Annotated in this window: 17 protein-coding genes; 6 read left to right on the top strand and 11 right to left on the bottom strand. The window is 63.0% G+C overall.

Going from position 1 to position 16173, the window contains the following annotated elements; genetic code table 11:
* Nucleotides 1-5: 5 nt before the first annotated feature.
* From rng to mreB, 6 genes are all read right to left on the bottom strand, one after another.
* Nucleotides 6-1463 (bottom strand): ribonuclease G, encoded by a 1458-nt coding sequence (gene rng, locus IEG05_RS05930; RefSeq protein ID WP_102832016.1) that lies wholly within the window; start codon nt 1461-1463, stop codon nt 6-8.
* 85 nt (nt 1464-1548) lie between these two features.
* Entirely contained in the window at nt 1549-2139 is a 591-nt protein-coding gene (locus tag IEG05_RS05925; RefSeq protein WP_191121763.1) for a Maf family protein, read from the bottom strand.
* A 95-nt stretch (nt 2140-2234) separates the two neighbouring features.
* Complete coding sequence (locus tag IEG05_RS05920) at nt 2235-3383, bottom strand: PEGA domain-containing protein (protein WP_191121781.1); 1149 nt, start codon at nt 3381-3383, stop codon at nt 2235-2237.
* A 194-nt stretch (nt 3384-3577) separates the two neighbouring features.
* Nucleotides 3578-4066, bottom strand: coding sequence for a rod shape-determining protein MreD (gene mreD, locus IEG05_RS05915; protein ID WP_014821395.1), 489 nt, complete (start codon nt 4064-4066; stop codon nt 3578-3580).
* Nucleotides 4063-5046, bottom strand: coding sequence for a rod shape-determining protein MreC (gene mreC / locus IEG05_RS05910; protein WP_218972462.1), 984 nt, complete (start codon nt 5044-5046; stop codon nt 4063-4065). Before mreC ends, mreD begins: the two co-directional genes overlap by 4 nt.
* Before the next feature lie 126 nt (nt 5047-5172).
* Entirely contained in the window at nt 5173-6210 is a 1038-nt protein-coding gene (gene mreB, locus IEG05_RS05905; protein ID WP_003302863.1) for a rod shape-determining protein MreB, read from the bottom strand.
* A 318-nt stretch (nt 6211-6528) separates the two neighbouring features.
* Between mreB and gatC the strand changes: the two genes are divergently transcribed.
* The 6 genes from gatC to IEG05_RS05875 all read left to right on the top strand — a co-directional run bounded on the left by gatC (nt 6529) and on the right by IEG05_RS05875 (nt 12561).
* A complete protein-coding gene (gene gatC / locus IEG05_RS05900) occupies nt 6529-6816 on the top strand; it encodes an Asp-tRNA(Asn)/Glu-tRNA(Gln) amidotransferase subunit GatC (RefSeq protein ID WP_014821398.1) in 288 nt (95 codons plus the stop codon).
* Between the two features lie 17 nt (nt 6817-6833).
* Nucleotides 6834-8285 carry an Asp-tRNA(Asn)/Glu-tRNA(Gln) amidotransferase subunit GatA gene (gene gatA / locus IEG05_RS05895; RefSeq protein WP_090519523.1) on the top strand — a complete coding sequence of 484 codons (1452 nt, stop codon included), beginning with the start codon at nt 6834-6836 and terminating at the stop codon, nt 8283-8285.
* Nucleotides 8286-8296: 11 nt separating this feature from the next.
* Nucleotides 8297-9742: an Asp-tRNA(Asn)/Glu-tRNA(Gln) amidotransferase subunit GatB gene (gene gatB / locus IEG05_RS05890; protein ID WP_191121762.1), complete on the top strand. Its 1446-nt coding sequence runs from the start codon at nt 8297-8299 to the stop codon at nt 9740-9742.
* Between the two features lie 140 nt (nt 9743-9882).
* The gene (locus tag IEG05_RS05885; RefSeq protein ID WP_090519272.1) at nt 9883-10284 is read left to right on the top strand and encodes a septal ring lytic transglycosylase RlpA family protein; all 402 of its coding nucleotides are present in this window, start codon (nt 9883-9885) and stop codon (nt 10282-10284) included.
* Nucleotides 10285-10351: 67 nt separating this feature from the next.
* Nucleotides 10352-11437, top strand: a complete 1086-nt coding sequence (locus IEG05_RS05880; RefSeq protein WP_191121761.1) for a calcium/sodium antiporter — start codon at nt 10352-10354, stop codon at nt 11435-11437.
* 38 nt (nt 11438-11475) lie between these two features.
* Nucleotides 11476-12561, top strand: coding sequence for a calcium/sodium antiporter (locus tag IEG05_RS05875; protein WP_014821403.1), 1086 nt, complete (start codon nt 11476-11478; stop codon nt 12559-12561).
* 43 nt (nt 12562-12604) lie between these two features.
* Here IEG05_RS05875 and IEG05_RS05870 read toward each other — a convergent pair whose 3' ends face one another.
* From IEG05_RS05870 to IEG05_RS05850, 5 genes are all read right to left on the bottom strand, one after another.
* Nucleotides 12605-13030 carry a bactofilin family protein gene (locus IEG05_RS05870; RefSeq protein ID WP_191121760.1) on the bottom strand — a complete coding sequence of 142 codons (426 nt, stop codon included), beginning with the start codon at nt 13028-13030 and terminating at the stop codon, nt 12605-12607.
* 17 nt (nt 13031-13047) lie between these two features.
* Complete coding sequence (locus tag IEG05_RS05865; RefSeq protein WP_014821405.1) at nt 13048-13404, bottom strand: hypothetical protein; 357 nt, start codon at nt 13402-13404, stop codon at nt 13048-13050.
* Nucleotides 13385-14362, bottom strand: coding sequence for a M23 family metallopeptidase (locus tag IEG05_RS05860; protein WP_023445930.1), 978 nt, complete (start codon nt 14360-14362; stop codon nt 13385-13387). The genes IEG05_RS05865 and IEG05_RS05860 overlap by 20 nt, the downstream gene beginning before the upstream one ends.
* Nucleotides 14363-14548: 186 nt before the next feature.
* Entirely contained in the window at nt 14549-15490 is a 942-nt protein-coding gene (locus tag IEG05_RS05855; protein WP_023445931.1) for an AEC family transporter, read from the bottom strand.
* A 105-nt stretch (nt 15491-15595) separates the two neighbouring features.
* On the bottom strand, nt 15596-16156 hold the full coding sequence (locus IEG05_RS05850; protein ID WP_014821408.1) for a response regulator transcription factor: 561 nt from the start codon (nt 16154-16156) through the stop codon (nt 15596-15598).
* Nucleotides 16157-16173: the final 17 nt, after the last annotated feature.

The raw sequence follows: 16173 nt of genomic DNA, 5'->3' as shown, positions 1-16173 counted from the left end.
ATTGTTCAGAGCAACACCACGTCATACTGTTCCTGGGAGTACATGCTTTCCACCTGGAACTTGATCGAGCGACCGATAAAGGCCTCCAGGTCGGCGACATTGCCCGACTCCTCGTCGAGCAGACGATCGATCACCTTCTGATTGGCCAGCACCCGGTAGCCTTCCGCCTGGTAGGCCCGCGCCTCACGCAGGATCTCGCGGAATATCTCGTAGCAGACGGTCTCCGGCGTCTTCAGCTTGCCGCGCCCCTGACAGCACATGCAGGGTTCGCACAGCACCTGTTCGAGGCTTTCGCGGGTGCGCTTGCGGGTCATCTGCACCAGGCCGAGTTCGGTGATGCCGATGATGTTGGTCTTGGCGTGATCGCGCTCGAGCTGCTTCTCCAGCGTGCGCAGGACCTGGCGACGATGCTCCTCGTCCTCCATGTCGATGAAGTCGATGATGATGATGCCGCCCAGATTGCGCAGCCTGAGCTGGCGGGCAATGGCAGTGGCCGACTCGAGATTGGTCTTGAAAATGGTTTCTTCCAGCGTGCGATGACCGACGAATGCACCGGTGTTGACGTCGATGGTGGTCATCGCCTCGGCCGGATCGATGATCAGGTAACCGCCGGACTTGAGCATGACCTTGCGCTCCAGCGCCTTCTGGATCTCGTCCTCGACGCCATAGAGATCGAAGATCGGCCGCTCGCCCGGATAGTGTTCGAGGCGGTCGCCCAGCTCGGGCATCAGCTCGCCGACGAATTGGGTGACCTTCTGGAAATTCTCCCGCGAATCGATACGGATCTTCTCGATCCGCGGATTGACCAGATCACGCAGGGTCCGCATGGCCAGAGAGAGGTCTTCGTAGATCATCGTGGGCGCTTCGACGGTCTTGATCTGACTGGCGATCTGCTCCCACAGACGGCGCAGATAGCGGATATCCATGAGTATCTCGTCGCTGCCGGCCCCTTCAGCCGCGGTACGCAGGATGAAGCCACCGGCTTCCTGGATGCCCTCTGCCTCAACGCATTCGGCAACGACCTGCTTGAGCCGCTCGCGCTCGGCTTCATCTTCGATACGCAGGGAAATGCCGACATGGCTGGTGCGCGGCATGTACACCAGGTAGCGCGATGGGATCGACAGCTGCGTGGTCAGGCGCGCGCCCTTGGTGCCAATGGGGTCCTTGGTGACCTGCACCACCAGACTCTGGCCTTCGTGAACCAGGGCGTTGATCGGCTCGACCGCATTACCCTCGCGGGCGGAAATCTCGGAAGCATGGATGAACGCGGCGCGATCCAGCCCTATGTCGACGAACGCCGCCTGCATACCCGGCAGGACGCGCACCACCTTGCCTTTGTAGATGTTGCCGACGATGCCACGGCGCTGGGTGCGCTCGACATGCACCTCCTGCAGGACACCGTTCTCCACCACCGCCACCCGCGACTCCATGGGGGTGATGTTCATCAGGATTTCTTCGCTCATTGTTGTTCTCGGCGGTGGCTTGATGTGCAGCGCTAGCTGGTGGTTGAGTCGATTCTAACCGGCCTGCGCGCCGAAGCCACAGGCTCTAGCTTGAGCCTTTGGTCCAACGTGGAAGTCCGAAGGCGTCGATCAGCTGCGCCGTTTCACATAACGGCAGGCCAACCACCGCCGAATAGCTGCCGTGCAACTGGCTGACGAACACCGCGCCCCAGCCCTGGATGGCGTAACCGCCCGCCTTGTCCGCCGGCTCTCCGCTATCCCAATAGCGTTCGGCTTCAGCTTCGTCGATGGTACGGAAAGTCACCTCGCTGATGACCACACGCACCTCGCAGGCACTTCGACTGGCCAGCGCGACGGCGGTCATGACCCGGTGCGTACGCCCGGATAACGCCGCCAGCATGGCGAGCCCGTCGGCACGGTCGGCAGGCTTGCCGAGAATATGCTGATCGAGCACCACGCTGGTGTCGGCACCCAGCACGCAGCCGTCGCGATCCCCCAGACTGACGAGCCCGGCGAGCGCCTTGTCGCGCGCAACGCGCTCGACATACGCCTCGGGCGACTCGGTTGGCGAGGGCGTTTCATCGACGGACACGCTGATGAGAGAAAACGGCACGCCGATCTGCGCGAGCAATTCGCAGCGGCGGGGTGATGCCGAGGCAAGAAACAGAGCGCCCATGGCAGTTCCTCAGACGGTAAAGCGACAGCGTCGCATATCCGGGGTACGTCGAGGAAGGCGCAGAGGACCGGCGTAAGGACTACGCCGGGCATGGATCAGAACTTGAAGTTGACCACCTGATCACCCTTGAGCGACAGCGTGCGCTTCTGGGTAATGCCACCGGAGGTGACCTGAATGTCATAGACACCGCTGTCGAGCACCAGCGAAACCGGCGTGGCGCCATGCTCCTGGTCGTTGATGCGGACCCTATCGTCGTACTTGTTGCTACGCACGATCAGCGAGTGGGTCTTGCTGTCGCATTGCTCGTAGGGCACATCGAGAATCGCGCACGGCATCATCTTCTTCGCCGTGATGGTCGCCTCGACGTTCATCTGCGCGTTGACGGTGCCGTCCAGGCTCATGCTTGCCTGGGCGAAATCGGTACGTGTGCGGTAGCGGTACCAGGCGGTATCCAGGTCGACATCGACAATCTGCTCGCGGATATCCTCGGCCAGCACACGCTGGTAGTTTTCCAGCACCCATTGCGACATCTGACCATCGTTGCGGTGCTCGGCCAGGCAGGCCGCGAGACTCTTGCTGGCGGAACAGCGGAACGAAACCGACTGCTCGAAGCGAATGGTCTTGTCCAGCTTGCGGGCAATGGCCTGAATCTTCTTGCTGTTGCGCTCGCGAACCTCGGCCGCCAGCTGGGTCTTGAGACGATCGACGTCACGCGCGGCAAGCGAGAACTTCAGGTGCTGGCTGCCGAGATCCTTCTCCAGAGCTTCGACGCGTTCGCCAATGGCTTTCTCGGCTTCGGCACTACGTTTGTGCTCGTCCAGCAGCTCATCGAGACGCTTGCGCTCGGCGCTCTGACCGAGGAAGTCGTCGACCTCCAGGCGAATCAGCTTCTTGCTGTTGGCCAGCTGCAATTGCACGGCAGCGAGCTCGCTCTTCTCGGCTCGCAGCGCATCTTCAAGCTTCTGCTTTTCAAGGAGAATGGCGTCGAGCTCTGCAATCTTGCCGGCCAGCTGCTCGGCGCGAGGCGAATCGGCAGCGGACTCAGAGGGAGCGGTAACGGTGGAGAGCGTATCTGGGGCCGACAGCTTGGCCAACTGAGGGGCCTGCGGGGCGCTATCGGCCTGAGAGTAACCAGTGCTCATGACCAGCGTCATCAGCAGCGACCCTACCGCGCCGGCAGCCAGCACCGCACGGGCGCCACGAGAGCCTTGCGGCCTGGAAAAAATCGAACTGCCAGCTTCCATACTCATCGCCCGTGCTGTTGTGCTTATCGTCTTCTGAAGCAGAAACCAGTAATGGCGGAACGCCATAGCGGCAGCATGATTTCAGAATTGCTTTGGAGCAGCAAGGCGTAAGCCGTGCCCGGCGGCACAAACCCACACAAAAGATCAGATTTTTTCAGCGCAGAGTACGACGGACGAAATCGACCGGGCGTTGGTCAATACACCGCAAATCGCTGACGCAGCCCCTGCAACGCGACATAAACCCAAGGCCAGAGCAATGCGCTGACCGGCACAGGCACGAGGAACAGCAGCGTCGGCGGCCGATTACCGGTCAGCGTGTTCAGCCAGAGCTGCACCAACTGGGCGAGGCCGAGCACAACCAGCAGCACCATGCTCTGTTGCCACAGCGGAAACATGCGCAGGCGTTGTTGCAGGCTCAGCACCAGAAAAGCGATCAGAATCAGCGGCAAGGCGCTCTGGCCGAACAGCGTGCCGGCCAGCACGTCCTGCGCGAGCCCGAAACAGAACGCGGCGCCCAGCCCACCGCGATGCGGCAGAACCAACGACCAGAAGGCGATGACCAACCCCAGCCATAGCGGCCGTGCGATCTCCGCGCTGCCGGGCATGGGCGCGACGCTGAGCAGCAGCGCGATCGTCAGGCTGAACCAGATGACCCATCCATTATTTGGCCGCCCGCTGATCATTGCGCCTCCTCCGATACCGTTGTCGACGACGAAGCGGCGGGCGCCTGCTCGGAATCGCTCGTTTCAGCCCCCGCCTCAGCAGCGGGTGCGGGCGCAGGTGCGGCTGCCTCCGCGCCTTCGGCAGCGGCTTTCTGATCGGCATCGGCCTGGGCCTCGGCAGCGTCGGCGGCCCGCTCTTCCGGCGTCCGCGAATCGCTGAAGACCAGCATCAGATAGCGGCTGCGATTGAGCATGGCGGTCGGCACCGCACGTACGATGGCGAACGGCTGGCCGGAGCCGTGCACCACCTCGGTCACCTGCGCCACCGGATAGCCGCTTGGGAATCGCTGACCGAGCCCGGAACTGACCAACAGATCTCCTGCTTTGACATCAGCCGTTTCGGCCACATGGCGCAGCTCGAGATAGTCCGGATTGCCGGTGCCCACGGCGATCGCACGCAGTCCGTTGCGGTTGACCTGCACCGGAATGCTATGGGTGACATCGGTCAGTAGCAGCACGCGCGCGGCATACGGCAGCACCTCGACGACCTGCCCCATCAGGCCGCTGGCATCGAGCACCGGCTGCCCCATGAAGACGCCGTCCTTCTCGCCCTTGTCGATCAGGATGCGATGGGTGAACGGGTTCGGGTCGAGCCCGATCAGCTCGGCGACGATGACCTTGTCATCCACCAGCGCCGCCGAGTTGAGCAACTCGCGCAGGCGCACGTTCTGCTCGGTGAGCATCGCCAGCTTCTGCAGGCGCCGCTGCATCAGCAGCGCCTCGGCCTTGAGCTTCTCGTTCTCGGCCATCAGGCTGCTGCTACTGGCGATCTGCTCGGTCGCACCTCTCCAGATCCGCACCGGCATGTCGGCGACCCAGTAGAACGGCGTCAGTACCAGCCCCATCTGGCTGCGTACCGTCTTCAGCGCGTCGAAGCGTGCATCCACCACCATCAGCACGACACAAAGCACGACGAACACCAGCAGGCGTACACCGAGCAAAGGTCCCTTGGCAAATAGCGGCTTGATTGCAACTACCTCACGAGTAAAAGCTTGAGACTAAACGCGACAAGCCGAAAGCCGGTGCGACCGGATCTTTCGGCTTGTCATGAGCACAGCGGCGCAGGCTCACTCCGTGGACAGCAGGTCCATGGCGTGACGATCCATCATCTCCAGCGCGCGACCACCGCCACGGGCGACGCAGGTCAGCGGCTCCTCGGCGACGATCACCGGCAGACCGGTTTCCTGGGCGAGCAGCTTGTCCAGATCACGCAGCAGCGCGCCGCCGCCTGTCAACACCAGGCCGCGCTCGGCGATGTCGGAGGCCAGCTCCGGCGGAGATTGCTCCAGCGCGCTCTTGACCGCTTGAACGATGGTCGCCAGCGATTCCTGCAGGGCTTCGAGCACTTCGTTGGAATTCAGGGTGAAACTGCGCGGCACGCCTTCGGCCAGGTTGCGGCCACGGACGTCCACTTCGCGGACCTCGCCGCCCGGGAAGGCGGTACCGATTTCCTGCTTGATGCGCTCGGCAGTGGATTCGCCGATCAGGCTGCCGTAGTTGCGACGCACGTAGGTCACGATGGATTCGTCGAAACGATCACCGCCGACTCGCACGGATTCGGCGTAGACCACGCCGTTGAGGGAGATCAGCGCGATCTCGGTGGTACCTCCACCGATGTCCACGACCATGGAGCCACGGGCCTCGTCCACCGGCAGACCGGCACCGATCGCAGCGGCCATCGGTTCCTCGATCAGGAACACTTCGCGAGCACCGGCGCCGAGTGCGGACTCACGAATGGCACGACGCTCGACCTGGGTCGACTTGCAGGGCACGCAGATCAGCACGCGCGGGCTGGGCTGCAGGAAGCTGTTCTCGTGCACCTTGTTGATGAAGTACTGCAGCATCTTCTCGCAAACGCTGAAGTCGGCGATCACACCGTCCTTCATCGGACGGATCGCGTTGATGTTGCCCGGGGTACGGCCCAGCATGCGCTTGGCCTCGGTGCCGACGGCGACAACGCTCTTCTGGTTGCCGTGGCTACGAATGGCGACTACAGAGGGTTCGTCGAGAACAATGCCGCGATCGCGCACGTAAATAAGGGTATTGGCAGTGCCCAGGTCGATCGACAGATCACTGGAAAACATGCCACGCAGTTTCTTGAACATGGGAAAAGGGCCCTGGGGCAAACGCGTGGGGAAAAAAGTGCCGCAAACTCTAACAATGGTGCGAAGTTAGGGCAAGGCGAGAGTCCTCCCGCGTGGCGCCAGAAATGAGGCATTGCGTGCCAGGTCGCATGACGGTGGTCGCCACTCATCCTAAGGCCGCGCACCGCGTCCACGCTACCGATAACCGCCTCGGGCATGTAAGATTGACGGCTTTTCCGGGCCAGAAAGCCCATTGCCGCGGCTCGTCCCGTGCTGCCATGCACCCCGTCCAGTCGACGGAAGGTGCAGTCCCGATTCGCTTTCCGCTGGAGATACCCGATGGCGCTTGAACGCACCGAGGTGGAGAAGATCGCTCATCTGGCCCGCCTGGGCCTGTCTGAAGCCGACCTGCCCCGCACCACCGAGACCCTCAACAATATCCTCGGCCTGATCGACCGCATGCAGGCGGTCGACACCACTGGTATCGAGCCGCTGGCCCACCCGCTGGAAACCACACAGCGCCTGCGTGCCGATGCAGTCACCGAGAGCAACCAGCGTGATGCCTACCAGGCCATCGCACCCGCCGTGGAAGAAGGCCTCTATCTGGTTCCGCGAGTGATCGAGTGATGATGAAGGATTCCGACATGCACAACCTGACGCTTGCCGAGATCGCCCGCAACCTCGCCGAGAAGCATTTCTCCGCCGAGGAACTGACGCGCACCCTGCTGGCCCGCATCGAGCAGCTCGGCCCGCAGCTCAACGCGTTTATCAGCGTGACCGACGAGCTTGCCATCGCACAGGCCAAGGCCGCCGACGCGCGTCGCGCCGCCGGCGAGAACGGCGCCCTGCTCGGCGCACCGATCGGCCACAAGGACCTGTTCTGCACCCAGGGCATCCGCACCAGCTGCGGCTCGAAGATTCTCGACAACTTCAATGCGCCCTACGATGCCACCGTGGTGGAACGGCTCGCAGCTGCCGGCACGGTTACCCTCGGCAAGCTGAACATGGACGAATTCGCCATGGGCTCTGCCAACGAGTCGAGCTATTACGGCGCGGTGAAGAACCCCTGGGACCTGACCCGGGTACCCGGCGGCTCCTCCGGCGGTTCCGCCGCGGCCATCGCCGCACGACTGTTGCCTGCCGCGACCGGCACCGACACCGGCGGTTCGATCCGCCAGCCGGCTGCGCTGACCAACCTCACCGGCCTCAAGCCGACCTACGGCCGGGTATCGCGCTGGGGCATGGTCGCCTACGCATCGAGTCTCGATCAGGGCGGCCCGATGGCACGCACGGCCGAAGACTGCGCGCTGCTGCTGTCGGCAATGGCCGGTTTCGACGCCAAGGACTCCACCAGCGTCGACCAGCCGCTGGACGATTACCTCGCCGCGCTGAGCCAGCCGCTCGCCGGTCTGCGCATCGGCCTGCCGAAGGAGTACTTCGGCGCCGGCCTCGATCCGAAGATCGCTGACGCCGTCATGGCATCCGTCGAGGAACTGAAGAAGCTCGGCGCCACGGTCAAGGAAATCAGCCTGCCGAACATGCAGCATGCGATTCCTTCCTACTACGTGATCGCGCCAGCCGAGGCCTCTTCCAACCTCTCGCGTTTCGATGGCGTACGCTTCGGCTATCGCTGCGAAAACCCGGTCGACCTCACCGACCTCTACAAGCGCTCGCGCGCCGAAGGCTTCGGTGACGAGGTCAAGCGGCGCATCATGGTCGGCACCTACGCGCTGTCCGCCGGTTACTACGATGCTTACTACCTCAAGGCGCAGAAAATCCGCCGCCTGATCAAGCAGGACTTCGTCGCTGCCTTCGAGCAGGTCGACGTGATCCTCGGCCCGACCACGCCGAACCTGGCCTGGAAGCTGGGCGAGAAGAACGCCGATCCGGTTTCGGCCTATCTGGAAGACATCTACACCATCACCGCCAACCTGGCGGGCATTCCCGGCCTGTCGATGCCGGCCGGCTTCATTGATGGCCTGCCGGTGGGTGTGCAACTGCTGGCGCCGTACTTCCAGGAAGCGCGCCTGCTCAATGTGGCGCACCAGTATCAACAAGTCACCGATTGGCACATGCGCGCCCCGGCCGGATTCTGAGGAGATTGAAGATGCAATGGGAAACCGTGATCGGGCTTGAGATCCACGCACAGCTCGCGACCCAGTCGAAGATCTTTTCCGGCAGCGCCACCACCTTCGGCGCCGAGCCCAACACCCAGGCCAGCCTGGTCGACCTCGGCATGCCCGGCACACTGCCGGTGCTCAATGCCGAAGCCGTGCGCATGGCCTGCAAGTTCGGCCTGGCGATCGATGCCGAGATTGCGCCGAAGAACGTCTTCGCGCGCAAGAACTACTTCTACCCCGACCTGCCCAAGGGCTACCAGACCAGCCAGATGGACCATCCCATCGTCGGCAAGGGCTATCTGGACATCACCCTGGAAGATGGCAGCACGCGGCGCATCGGCATCACCCGCGCGCACCTGGAAGAAGACGCTGGCAAGAGCCTGCACGAAGACTTCCACGGCTTGAGCGGGATCGACCTGAACCGCGCCGGCACACCGCTGCTGGAGATCGTCTCCGAGCCGGACATCCGATCGGCCAAGGAAGCGGTCGCCTACGTCAAGGCGATCCACGCCCTGGTGCGCTACCTCGGCATCTGCGACGGCAACATGGCCGAAGGTTCGCTGCGCTGCGACTGCAACGTCTCGGTGCGGCCGAAAGGCCAGGCCGAGTTCGGCACCCGCGCCGAGATCAAGAACGTCAACTCCTTCCGCTTCATCGAGAAGGCGATCAACCACGAGGTGCAGCGGCAGATCGAGCTGATCGAGGACGGCGGCAAGGTGGTGCAGGAAACCCGCCTGTACGACCCGAACAAGGACGAGACGCGCTCGATGCGCAGCAAGGAAGAAGCCAACGACTACCGCTACTTCCCCTGCCCCGACCTGCTGCCCGTAGTGATCGAGCAGAGCTTCCTCGACGAAGTGCGCGCCAGCCTGCCCGAGTTGCCGGTACAGAAACGCGAACGCTTCGAGCGCGAGTTCGGCCTGTCGGCCTATGACGCCGACGTGCTGGCGGCCAGCCGTGAACTGGCCGACTACTTCGAACAGGTCAATGCCACCTGCAGCGATGCCAAGCTGGCGGCCAACTGGGTGATGGGCGAGCTGTCCAGCTTGCTCAACAAGGAAGGCCTGGAGATCGAGCAGTCACCGGTTAGCGCCGAGCAGCTGGGCGGCATGATCCTTCGCATCAAGGACGACACCATCAGTGGCAAGATCGCCAAGATGGTCTTCGAGTCCATGGCCGCCGGCGAAGGTTCGGCTGACGAGATCATCGAGAAGAAGGGCCTCAAGCAGGTCACTGATTCCGGCGCCATCGAGTCGATGCTGGACGAAGTGCTGGCAGCGAATGCCGAGCAGGTCGAACAGTACCGCTCCAGCGACGAAGCCAAGCGCGGCAAGATGTTCGGCTTCTTCGTCGGCCAGGCGATGAAGGCTTCCAAGGGCAAGGCCAACCCTGGCCAGGTGAACCAACTGCTGAAGAAAAAACTCGAAGGCTAAGCTGAGCGATGGCCCTCCGCGGTTGCCCCTGCTGCAACCGCGGACATCGCTGCATCACCGCTCCCGGCATCGCCACAACGTCACGACACCTGCCGCGGGCCATCGCCGACTCAGCGATCGACCCAACGGAAGGATTGTTCATGCGCCTGACACGCTTCACCGCCCTATTGTTGCTGGTCTTGCTGGTCAGCGGCTGCGCAGATCGCCAGCCGGCCCAACCCGCCAAGGCACCACCGACCACGCAAGAGCGCTTCAGCCAGAGCGGCAAGGCCTCTTATTACGCGCGGATGCATCACGGCCAACGCACCGCCAACGGCGAAACCCACGATCAGAACGCGCTGGTGGCGGCCCATCGCAGCCTGCCTTTCGGCACGCGGGTGCGGGTCACCAACGAGCAGAACGGCAAGCAGGTGGTGGTACGTATCAACGACCGCGGACCATTTCGCCGCGGCCGCATCATCGACCTTTCCCGCGCCGCGGCGGCACAACTGGACATGCTCAAGACCGGCGTGATCCGCGTGCGTATCGAAACCCTCCCATGAAGGAACAGGCACCTGCAGTGATGTCACAAAGCACAGACTGCGCTACCCCAGCCAAGGGAGCGCCCGCATGTCGCTGATTACCTTTGGCTACCTCATCAGCGGCCTGGTACTGCTCGTCGTCGGTGCCGAAGCGCTGGTACGCGGCGCGGCCAAACTGGCCGGCCGCTTCGGCATTCCGCCCCTGATCATCGGATTGACGGTGGTGGCCTTCGGCACCAGCGCCCCGGAAACAGCCGTCAGTGTGCAGGCGTCGCTGAATGGCAGCGGTGACATCGCAGTAGGCAACGTGATCGGCAGCAACATCGCGAACATCCTGCTGATTCTCGGCATTTCCGCACTGATCGCACCGCTGGTGGTATCCCGGCAACTGATCCGCCTCGATGTGCCAGTGATGATCGGCGCCGGCCTGCTCTGCTATGGACTGGCCTGGAACGGCAGCATCAGCCGACTGGACGGTATCCTGCTGCTCGTTGCCCTGATTGGTTACACACTGTTTCTGGTCCTCGCCAGCAAGCGGGACAAGCCGGGACCAGGCGTCGACGAATTCGACACCGAGTTCGGCCCGGACGCTGGCGACAAGCCTTATGCTTGGGTGCTCCAGCTGCTGCTGATCCTGCTCGGCCTGGGGCTGCTGGTGGGAGGCTCGAATCTGCTGATCGAAGGTGCCGTTGGCCTTGCGCGCGCGCTCGGTCTTTCCGAGCTGGTCATCGGCCTGACGGTGGTTGCGGTCGGCACCTCGATGCCGGAGCTGGCGACCTCGGTGCTGGCGGTCATCAAGGGGGAGCGCGACATTGCTGTCGGCAATGTGGTGGGCAGCTGCATCTTCAACCTGCTGCTGGTACTCGGAGCCGGCGCCGCGGTGGCCGCGGAAGGCCTGTCCATTTCCCCCAATGCGCAGTCCTTCGACTTCCCGGTAATGCTGGCCGTGTTCGTCGCCTGCCTGCCGATTTTCTTTTCCGGGTATTGCATCCGGCGCTGGGAAGGTCTGATGTTTTTCGCCTATTACCTGGCCTACACCCTGTATCTGGTGATGTTCGCCACCGGCCTGGGTGCCATCGAGCTGCTGCGCGACGCGATGCTCTGGTTCGCGTTCCCCTTGACGGCCGTCACGCTTTTGGTGATCTTCCTGCGCGCCTGGCAACACCAGCACTGAAACACCCACTTTCTGGATTTTTTGCGGAGCGCCCCATCGTGACCCTGATGACCTTTGTCTACCTCATAGCCGGCCTGGTGCTGCTCGTTGCCGGCGCGGAGGTCCTGGTGCGAGGTGCAGCCAAACTCGCCGCCCAGTTCGGCATCTCCCCACTGGTCATTGGCCTCACCGTGGTCGCCTTCGGCACCAGCGCGCCGGAGACGGCCGTCAGCGTGCAGGCCGCACTCAATGGCAGCGGTGACATCGCGATCGGTAACGTCGTGGGCAGCAACATCGCCAACGTACTGCTGATTCTCGGCATGACCGCACTGGTCGCACCACTGGTGGTATCGCGTCAACTGATCCGTCTGGACGTGCCGATCATGATCGGCGCCAGCCTGGTGACCTTCGGCCTGGCGTGGGACGGAGAACTCAGCCGTATCGACGGTGCACTGCTGTTCACCGCGGTAGTGGTCTACACGCTGTTCCTGATCATAAGCAGTCGCCGCGAAAAAGCTGCGGAAGTCGACGACGAGTTTGCCAAGGAGTTCGGGCTGGATGAGCCGGCCAAGCCGCATGCTGGGCTGATCAACGCTGGCCTGGTGATCGCAGGCCTGGTGTTGCTGGTGGTGGGCTCCAATTTCCTCGTCGAGGGCGCCGTGGCCCTGGCCCGGGCGCTCGGCCTATCGGAGTTGGTCATTGGCCTGACCGTGATCGCCATCGGCACCTCACTGCCAGAACTGGCCACCTCGATCATGGCGGCCTTTCGCGGCGAGCGCGATATCGCCGTCGGCAACATCGTTGGCAGCAACATCTTCAATCTGCTCTGCGTACTCGGCCTGGCCTCGCTGGTGTCGCCGCAGGCGATCGGCGTGTCTTCGAACGCGCTAGCCTTTGATTTCCCGGTGATGATCGCGGTAGCGGTAGCCTGCCTGCCGATCTTCTTCGCCGGCTACTGCATCAAGCGCTGGGAAGGCGCCCTGTTCGTCGCCTATTACGTGGCTTACACCCTGTACCTGGTGCTGACCAGTACCGGCCGCCCGTTCGCGGAAACCTTTGGCGACGCCATGCTGGGCTATGCACTGCCGCTGACCGCGATCACGCTGCTGGTCATCGCCGGCCGCGCCTGGAAAACCCAGCGCTGACAACAGGACAAACCACCGGCGGGCCTGGCTGGCCCGCCTTCACTCAGCCCTCATGCACCTGAGGCCGCGGCAACTCGAACACCTGGGCACTCTCCTCTTCGTCACCCATGCGGTTGAGGGTCCCGTCGACTACCGCGCCGTTCTCCATGCTCAACTGGCGATAGCGGATGTTCCCGCGCACGCGCGCGTTGGAATGTAGTTCGAGCAGATGCTCGACCACCAGATCGCCGACGATGGTGCCGTCGATCAACGCATCGTAACTGCTCACGTTGCCCTCAATTCTTCCCTCGGCGCTCAGGGCCAGCAGGCTGTGTGTGCCCGGCTTGTGGCAGACATCGCCGCGCACTTCACCGCTAACCTTCAATCCTTCCTCGAAGGTCACATCCCCGATCAGGGACAGGTTGTCGGAGATCAGGCTGGAAAATTGATCGATGGTGACGCGGGGTACCGGCTTCTTCTTGTTGAACATCATCTACTCCAAAAAAGTTAACGGGCCTTCTTCTGCTGACGGAAGAACGCCAGATCGGTCTGCAGCCGCTCGACCTGCGCTGAGAGAGTGGCTATACGCCTTAGCAATTGCTCTTCGGTGGCCTGGATTTCCTGGCGCTTCAACCGGCTCTGCCCAAGCGCGGCCCTGAGTGCCTGGCTGTCCTGCGTCAGCGCCTCAACCTGCCGTGCATGAGCCACCTGCTCGTGGTTGCGCAGGTACAGCAGCGCGCCGATCACACAGAGCAGTCCAAAGATCAGCCAACGTCCGCTGCGCGCGCTGCGCGCGGCTTGCAGTCGGTGCTCGGCGCGTAGCAACTCGCGCGTGGAAGGGCGTTTAGTCCTCAGCCAGGCCATCGCTGTCACGCTCCAGATCACCCAGGGCCAGGAACCGCTGCGGGTCGACGAAGCGCCCCTTGTGCAGCACCTCGAAATGCAGATGAGAACCAGTGGATCGGCCTGTCGAACCCACCGCACCGATACGCTGTGCCGGCGTGACGACCTCACCCTGGCGAACATCCAGTCGCGACAGGTGGGCATAGCGCGTGACCAGGCGATTGCCATGGTCGATCTCCACCAGTTTGCCGTAGGCACCTCGGTAGCCGGCGAAGCGCACCCGGCCTCCCGCCGCAGCGACCACGTCGGAGCCGCTGCGCAACGCGAAGTCCACCCCGGAATGGAACGCCAGTTTCTTGCGGAAGGGGTCGACGCGATTGCCGAAAGCCGAGCCCAGCCGTGCCTCGCCTACCGGTCGCCGTGACGGAATCGCCATGAGCGCCGCGTTGCGCTCGGCCACTTGTTGCATCAGCCCGTCCAGCATCACCCGCATGCAGCGAGCAGAGGTCTCGCTGTGCTGCAGGTCGGCAAGGCTCAGCCGCTCGGCATCGACCAGCAGCTCCCCCGAACAACCCCGAGGCGGCAACAGCGCGCCGCCCTGCCCTGCGCCGGCCGTGCGTGCCGGCACCAGCACGGGCAGCAGCGTCGGGTCCAGCGCCGACAGCTGGCCATGCAGAACACGCTGTTGATCCATCATCTGCTGCAGGGCGAGCAGATCGGATTCGAGAGTTTTCAACCGGCCGACCACCTCGCCGACGCGGGCGATGGCAAAGCGGTCCTCATCCTCGACGGGTACATCACCCTGATGCATGGCCAGGTTCGGCGTGCGCAGATCGCTGCCAAGCCAGACACCGCCGGCAAAGCTTCCCAGACTCAGCACCAGCAACAGCGCAAAACCCGGAACCGCAAGGCGCCGCAGGTTCACCACGCGTATGTCGTCACGCGTCAGCGAGCGGCTCGAAGGTGTGAAAAATGCCATGAGAGATTCCCTAGAACACGGAGCGGCCGCCTCGCCAGGCAAGCCGTTGAACGTCCAGGGCAATTTGACGCAAACGCACTTTTTTTTCTGAGGCCTGATGACCGATTACGACCATCGCGCCGCGATTCTTAAGCTGAGAGCCGCATTGGCGACGAACGGCGCGGCGAATCGCAGCCAAGGTCTCGACTAGATCCAGCCCAGCCAGCCCAGCAGAAACAGCCCGGCGTTGATGCTCAGCGCTGCCATCAGCGTCGTGATGACAATGATGGTCGCGGCCAGCTGATGATTGGAATTGACCGCGCGCGCCATGACGAAACTCGCCGCCGCAGTTGGGCTGGCAAAGTAGAGAAACAGGATACCCAGCTCCGCATCGCGAAAGCCGTAGGCCCAAGCACCCAGGGTCGCGAGTGCCGGCAGCCAGACCATCTTCATCAGGCTCGAACTGAGCGCACTGCCGCTGCTCTTGCGCAACGCATCCAATGACAGCGTGGCGCCGATGCAGATGAGCGCCAGTGGCAAGGTCATCTGCGCAAAGTACTGGCCCGAGGTCATCAGCCAGCCCGGCAAGTCAATCTGCCAATAGGCGAAGGGCACGGCCGCGACCACACCAATGATCAGCGGATTACGCAGGATGCTGAGCAAAATTTCCTTCGGACCGACCTGCCCATCGGGGCTGTAGATGGCTAGCACCATCGCCGAGAGGCTGTTGTAGACCAGAATCACCACCCCGGCGAGCACACCGCCAACGGACAGGCCGTAGTCACCGTAGAGGCTGCTGGCCAGCGCCAGACCGACGATGCCGTTGTTGCCACGAAAAGCGCCCTGCACGTACACGCCGCGATCGGATGCCGGGCAACGCCACAAGGCCCAGACCCAGGCCACGATGAATGTCGCAATTGTGGCGAGCACGAAATAGAGCAGCAGTGCCGGCTGCAGCGCCGCTGTCAGATCGGCCTTGATGATGGAGATGAACAGCAGCGTCGGCATGGTGCCCCTGAACACCAGCGCCGAAGCCGTATACACGAACGCAGCGTCGATCCAGCCGAGGCGCTTGAGCGCGACACCGAGAAACAACATGGCAAACACCGGCGCAGTGACGCTCAGGGTTTGCAGTACGAGGGGGAGCATGGAAGACGCCTGCAACTACAAAGCTCGCAAGCATAAAGCATGCGTTACGCGAGGGCTCGGGCGCCGTGTGATGACAACGCCGCCCCCGCGAGACGATGACGCCGGTTAGCGTCGCACCGGACGTTTCTGTAGCTTGCGCTGCAAGGTCCGTCGATGCATGCCCAGGGCACGGGCGGTAGCGGAGATATTGCCGTCGTGCTCACTGAGCACCCGCTGGATATGCTCCCACTGCAGGCGATCGACCGACATGGGATTTTCCGGCACCAGGCTGTCGAGATCGGCATGCTGCGACAACAATGCCGCCAGCACGTCGTCGGCATCGGCAGGCTTGCACAGGTAATTGCAGGCGCCGCGCTTGATCGCTTCAACCGCTGTGGCGATGCTCGAGTAACCGGTCAGGATCAACACCCGCATCTCGGGGTCCAGCTCGAGCAACTTGGGCAGCAGCACCAGGCCCGAATCGCCTTCCATCTTAAGGTCGAGCACTGCGTAGTCAGGAATATCCTGCTTGGCCAGGGCCAGGCCCTCCTCGGCAGAACCAGCAATGCTGACCTGCAGGCCCCGGCGACTCATGGCGCGCGCCATTACCCGGGTGAACGTCGGATCGTCATCCACCAACAGCAGGTGAGGTTGTTCTTCACCCTCTTGCTGCAACTCGTCGGTCATCTGTGCATTCCTCGCAT

It is taken from the genome of Stutzerimonas kunmingensis (assembly GCF_014764705.1).
Lineage (GTDB): Bacteria > Pseudomonadota > Gammaproteobacteria > Pseudomonadales > Pseudomonadaceae > Stutzerimonas.
The sequence above is the reverse complement of the archived record's forward strand: the minus strand, read 5'-3'. Positions and strand labels throughout refer to the sequence as shown.

Bases quoted from the DNA above. Each gene is read 5' to 3' on its own strand.
- rng (WP_102832016.1), bottom strand. From the start codon at position 1,463: ATGAGCGAAGAAATCCTGATGAACATCACCCCCATGGAGTCGCGGGTG.
- IEG05_RS05925 (WP_191121763.1), bottom strand. From the start codon at position 2,139: ATGGGCGCTCTGTTTCTTGCCTCGGCATCACCCCGCCGCTGCGAATTG.
- IEG05_RS05920 (WP_191121781.1), bottom strand. From the start codon at position 3,383: ATGGAAGCTGGCAGTTCGATTTTTTCCAGGCCGCAAGGCTCTCGTGGC.
- mreD (WP_014821395.1), bottom strand. From the start codon at position 4,066: ATGATCAGCGGGCGGCCAAATAATGGATGGGTCATCTGGTTCAGCCTG.
- mreB (WP_003302863.1), bottom strand. From the start codon at position 6,210: ATGTTCAAGAAACTGCGTGGCATGTTTTCCAGTGATCTGTCGATCGAC.
- gatC (WP_014821398.1), top strand. From the start codon at position 6,529: ATGGCGCTTGAACGCACCGAGGTGGAGAAGATCGCTCATCTGGCCCGC.
- gatA (WP_090519523.1), top strand. From the start codon at position 6,834: ATGCACAACCTGACGCTTGCCGAGATCGCCCGCAACCTCGCCGAGAAG.
- gatB (WP_191121762.1), top strand. From the start codon at position 8,297: ATGCAATGGGAAACCGTGATCGGGCTTGAGATCCACGCACAGCTCGCG.
- IEG05_RS05885 (WP_090519272.1), top strand. From the start codon at position 9,883: ATGCGCCTGACACGCTTCACCGCCCTATTGTTGCTGGTCTTGCTGGTC.
- IEG05_RS05880 (WP_191121761.1), top strand. From the start codon at position 10,352: ATGTCGCTGATTACCTTTGGCTACCTCATCAGCGGCCTGGTACTGCTC.
- IEG05_RS05870 (WP_191121760.1), bottom strand. From the start codon at position 13,030: ATGTTCAACAAGAAGAAGCCGGTACCCCGCGTCACCATCGATCAATTT.
- IEG05_RS05865 (WP_014821405.1), bottom strand. From the start codon at position 13,404: ATGGCCTGGCTGAGGACTAAACGCCCTTCCACGCGCGAGTTGCTACGC.
- IEG05_RS05860 (WP_023445930.1), bottom strand. From the start codon at position 14,362: ATGGCATTTTTCACACCTTCGAGCCGCTCGCTGACGCGTGACGACATA.
- IEG05_RS05855 (WP_023445931.1), bottom strand. From the start codon at position 15,490: ATGCTCCCCCTCGTACTGCAAACCCTGAGCGTCACTGCGCCGGTGTTT.
- IEG05_RS05850 (WP_014821408.1), bottom strand. From the start codon at position 16,156: ATGACCGACGAGTTGCAGCAAGAGGGTGAAGAACAACCTCACCTGCTG.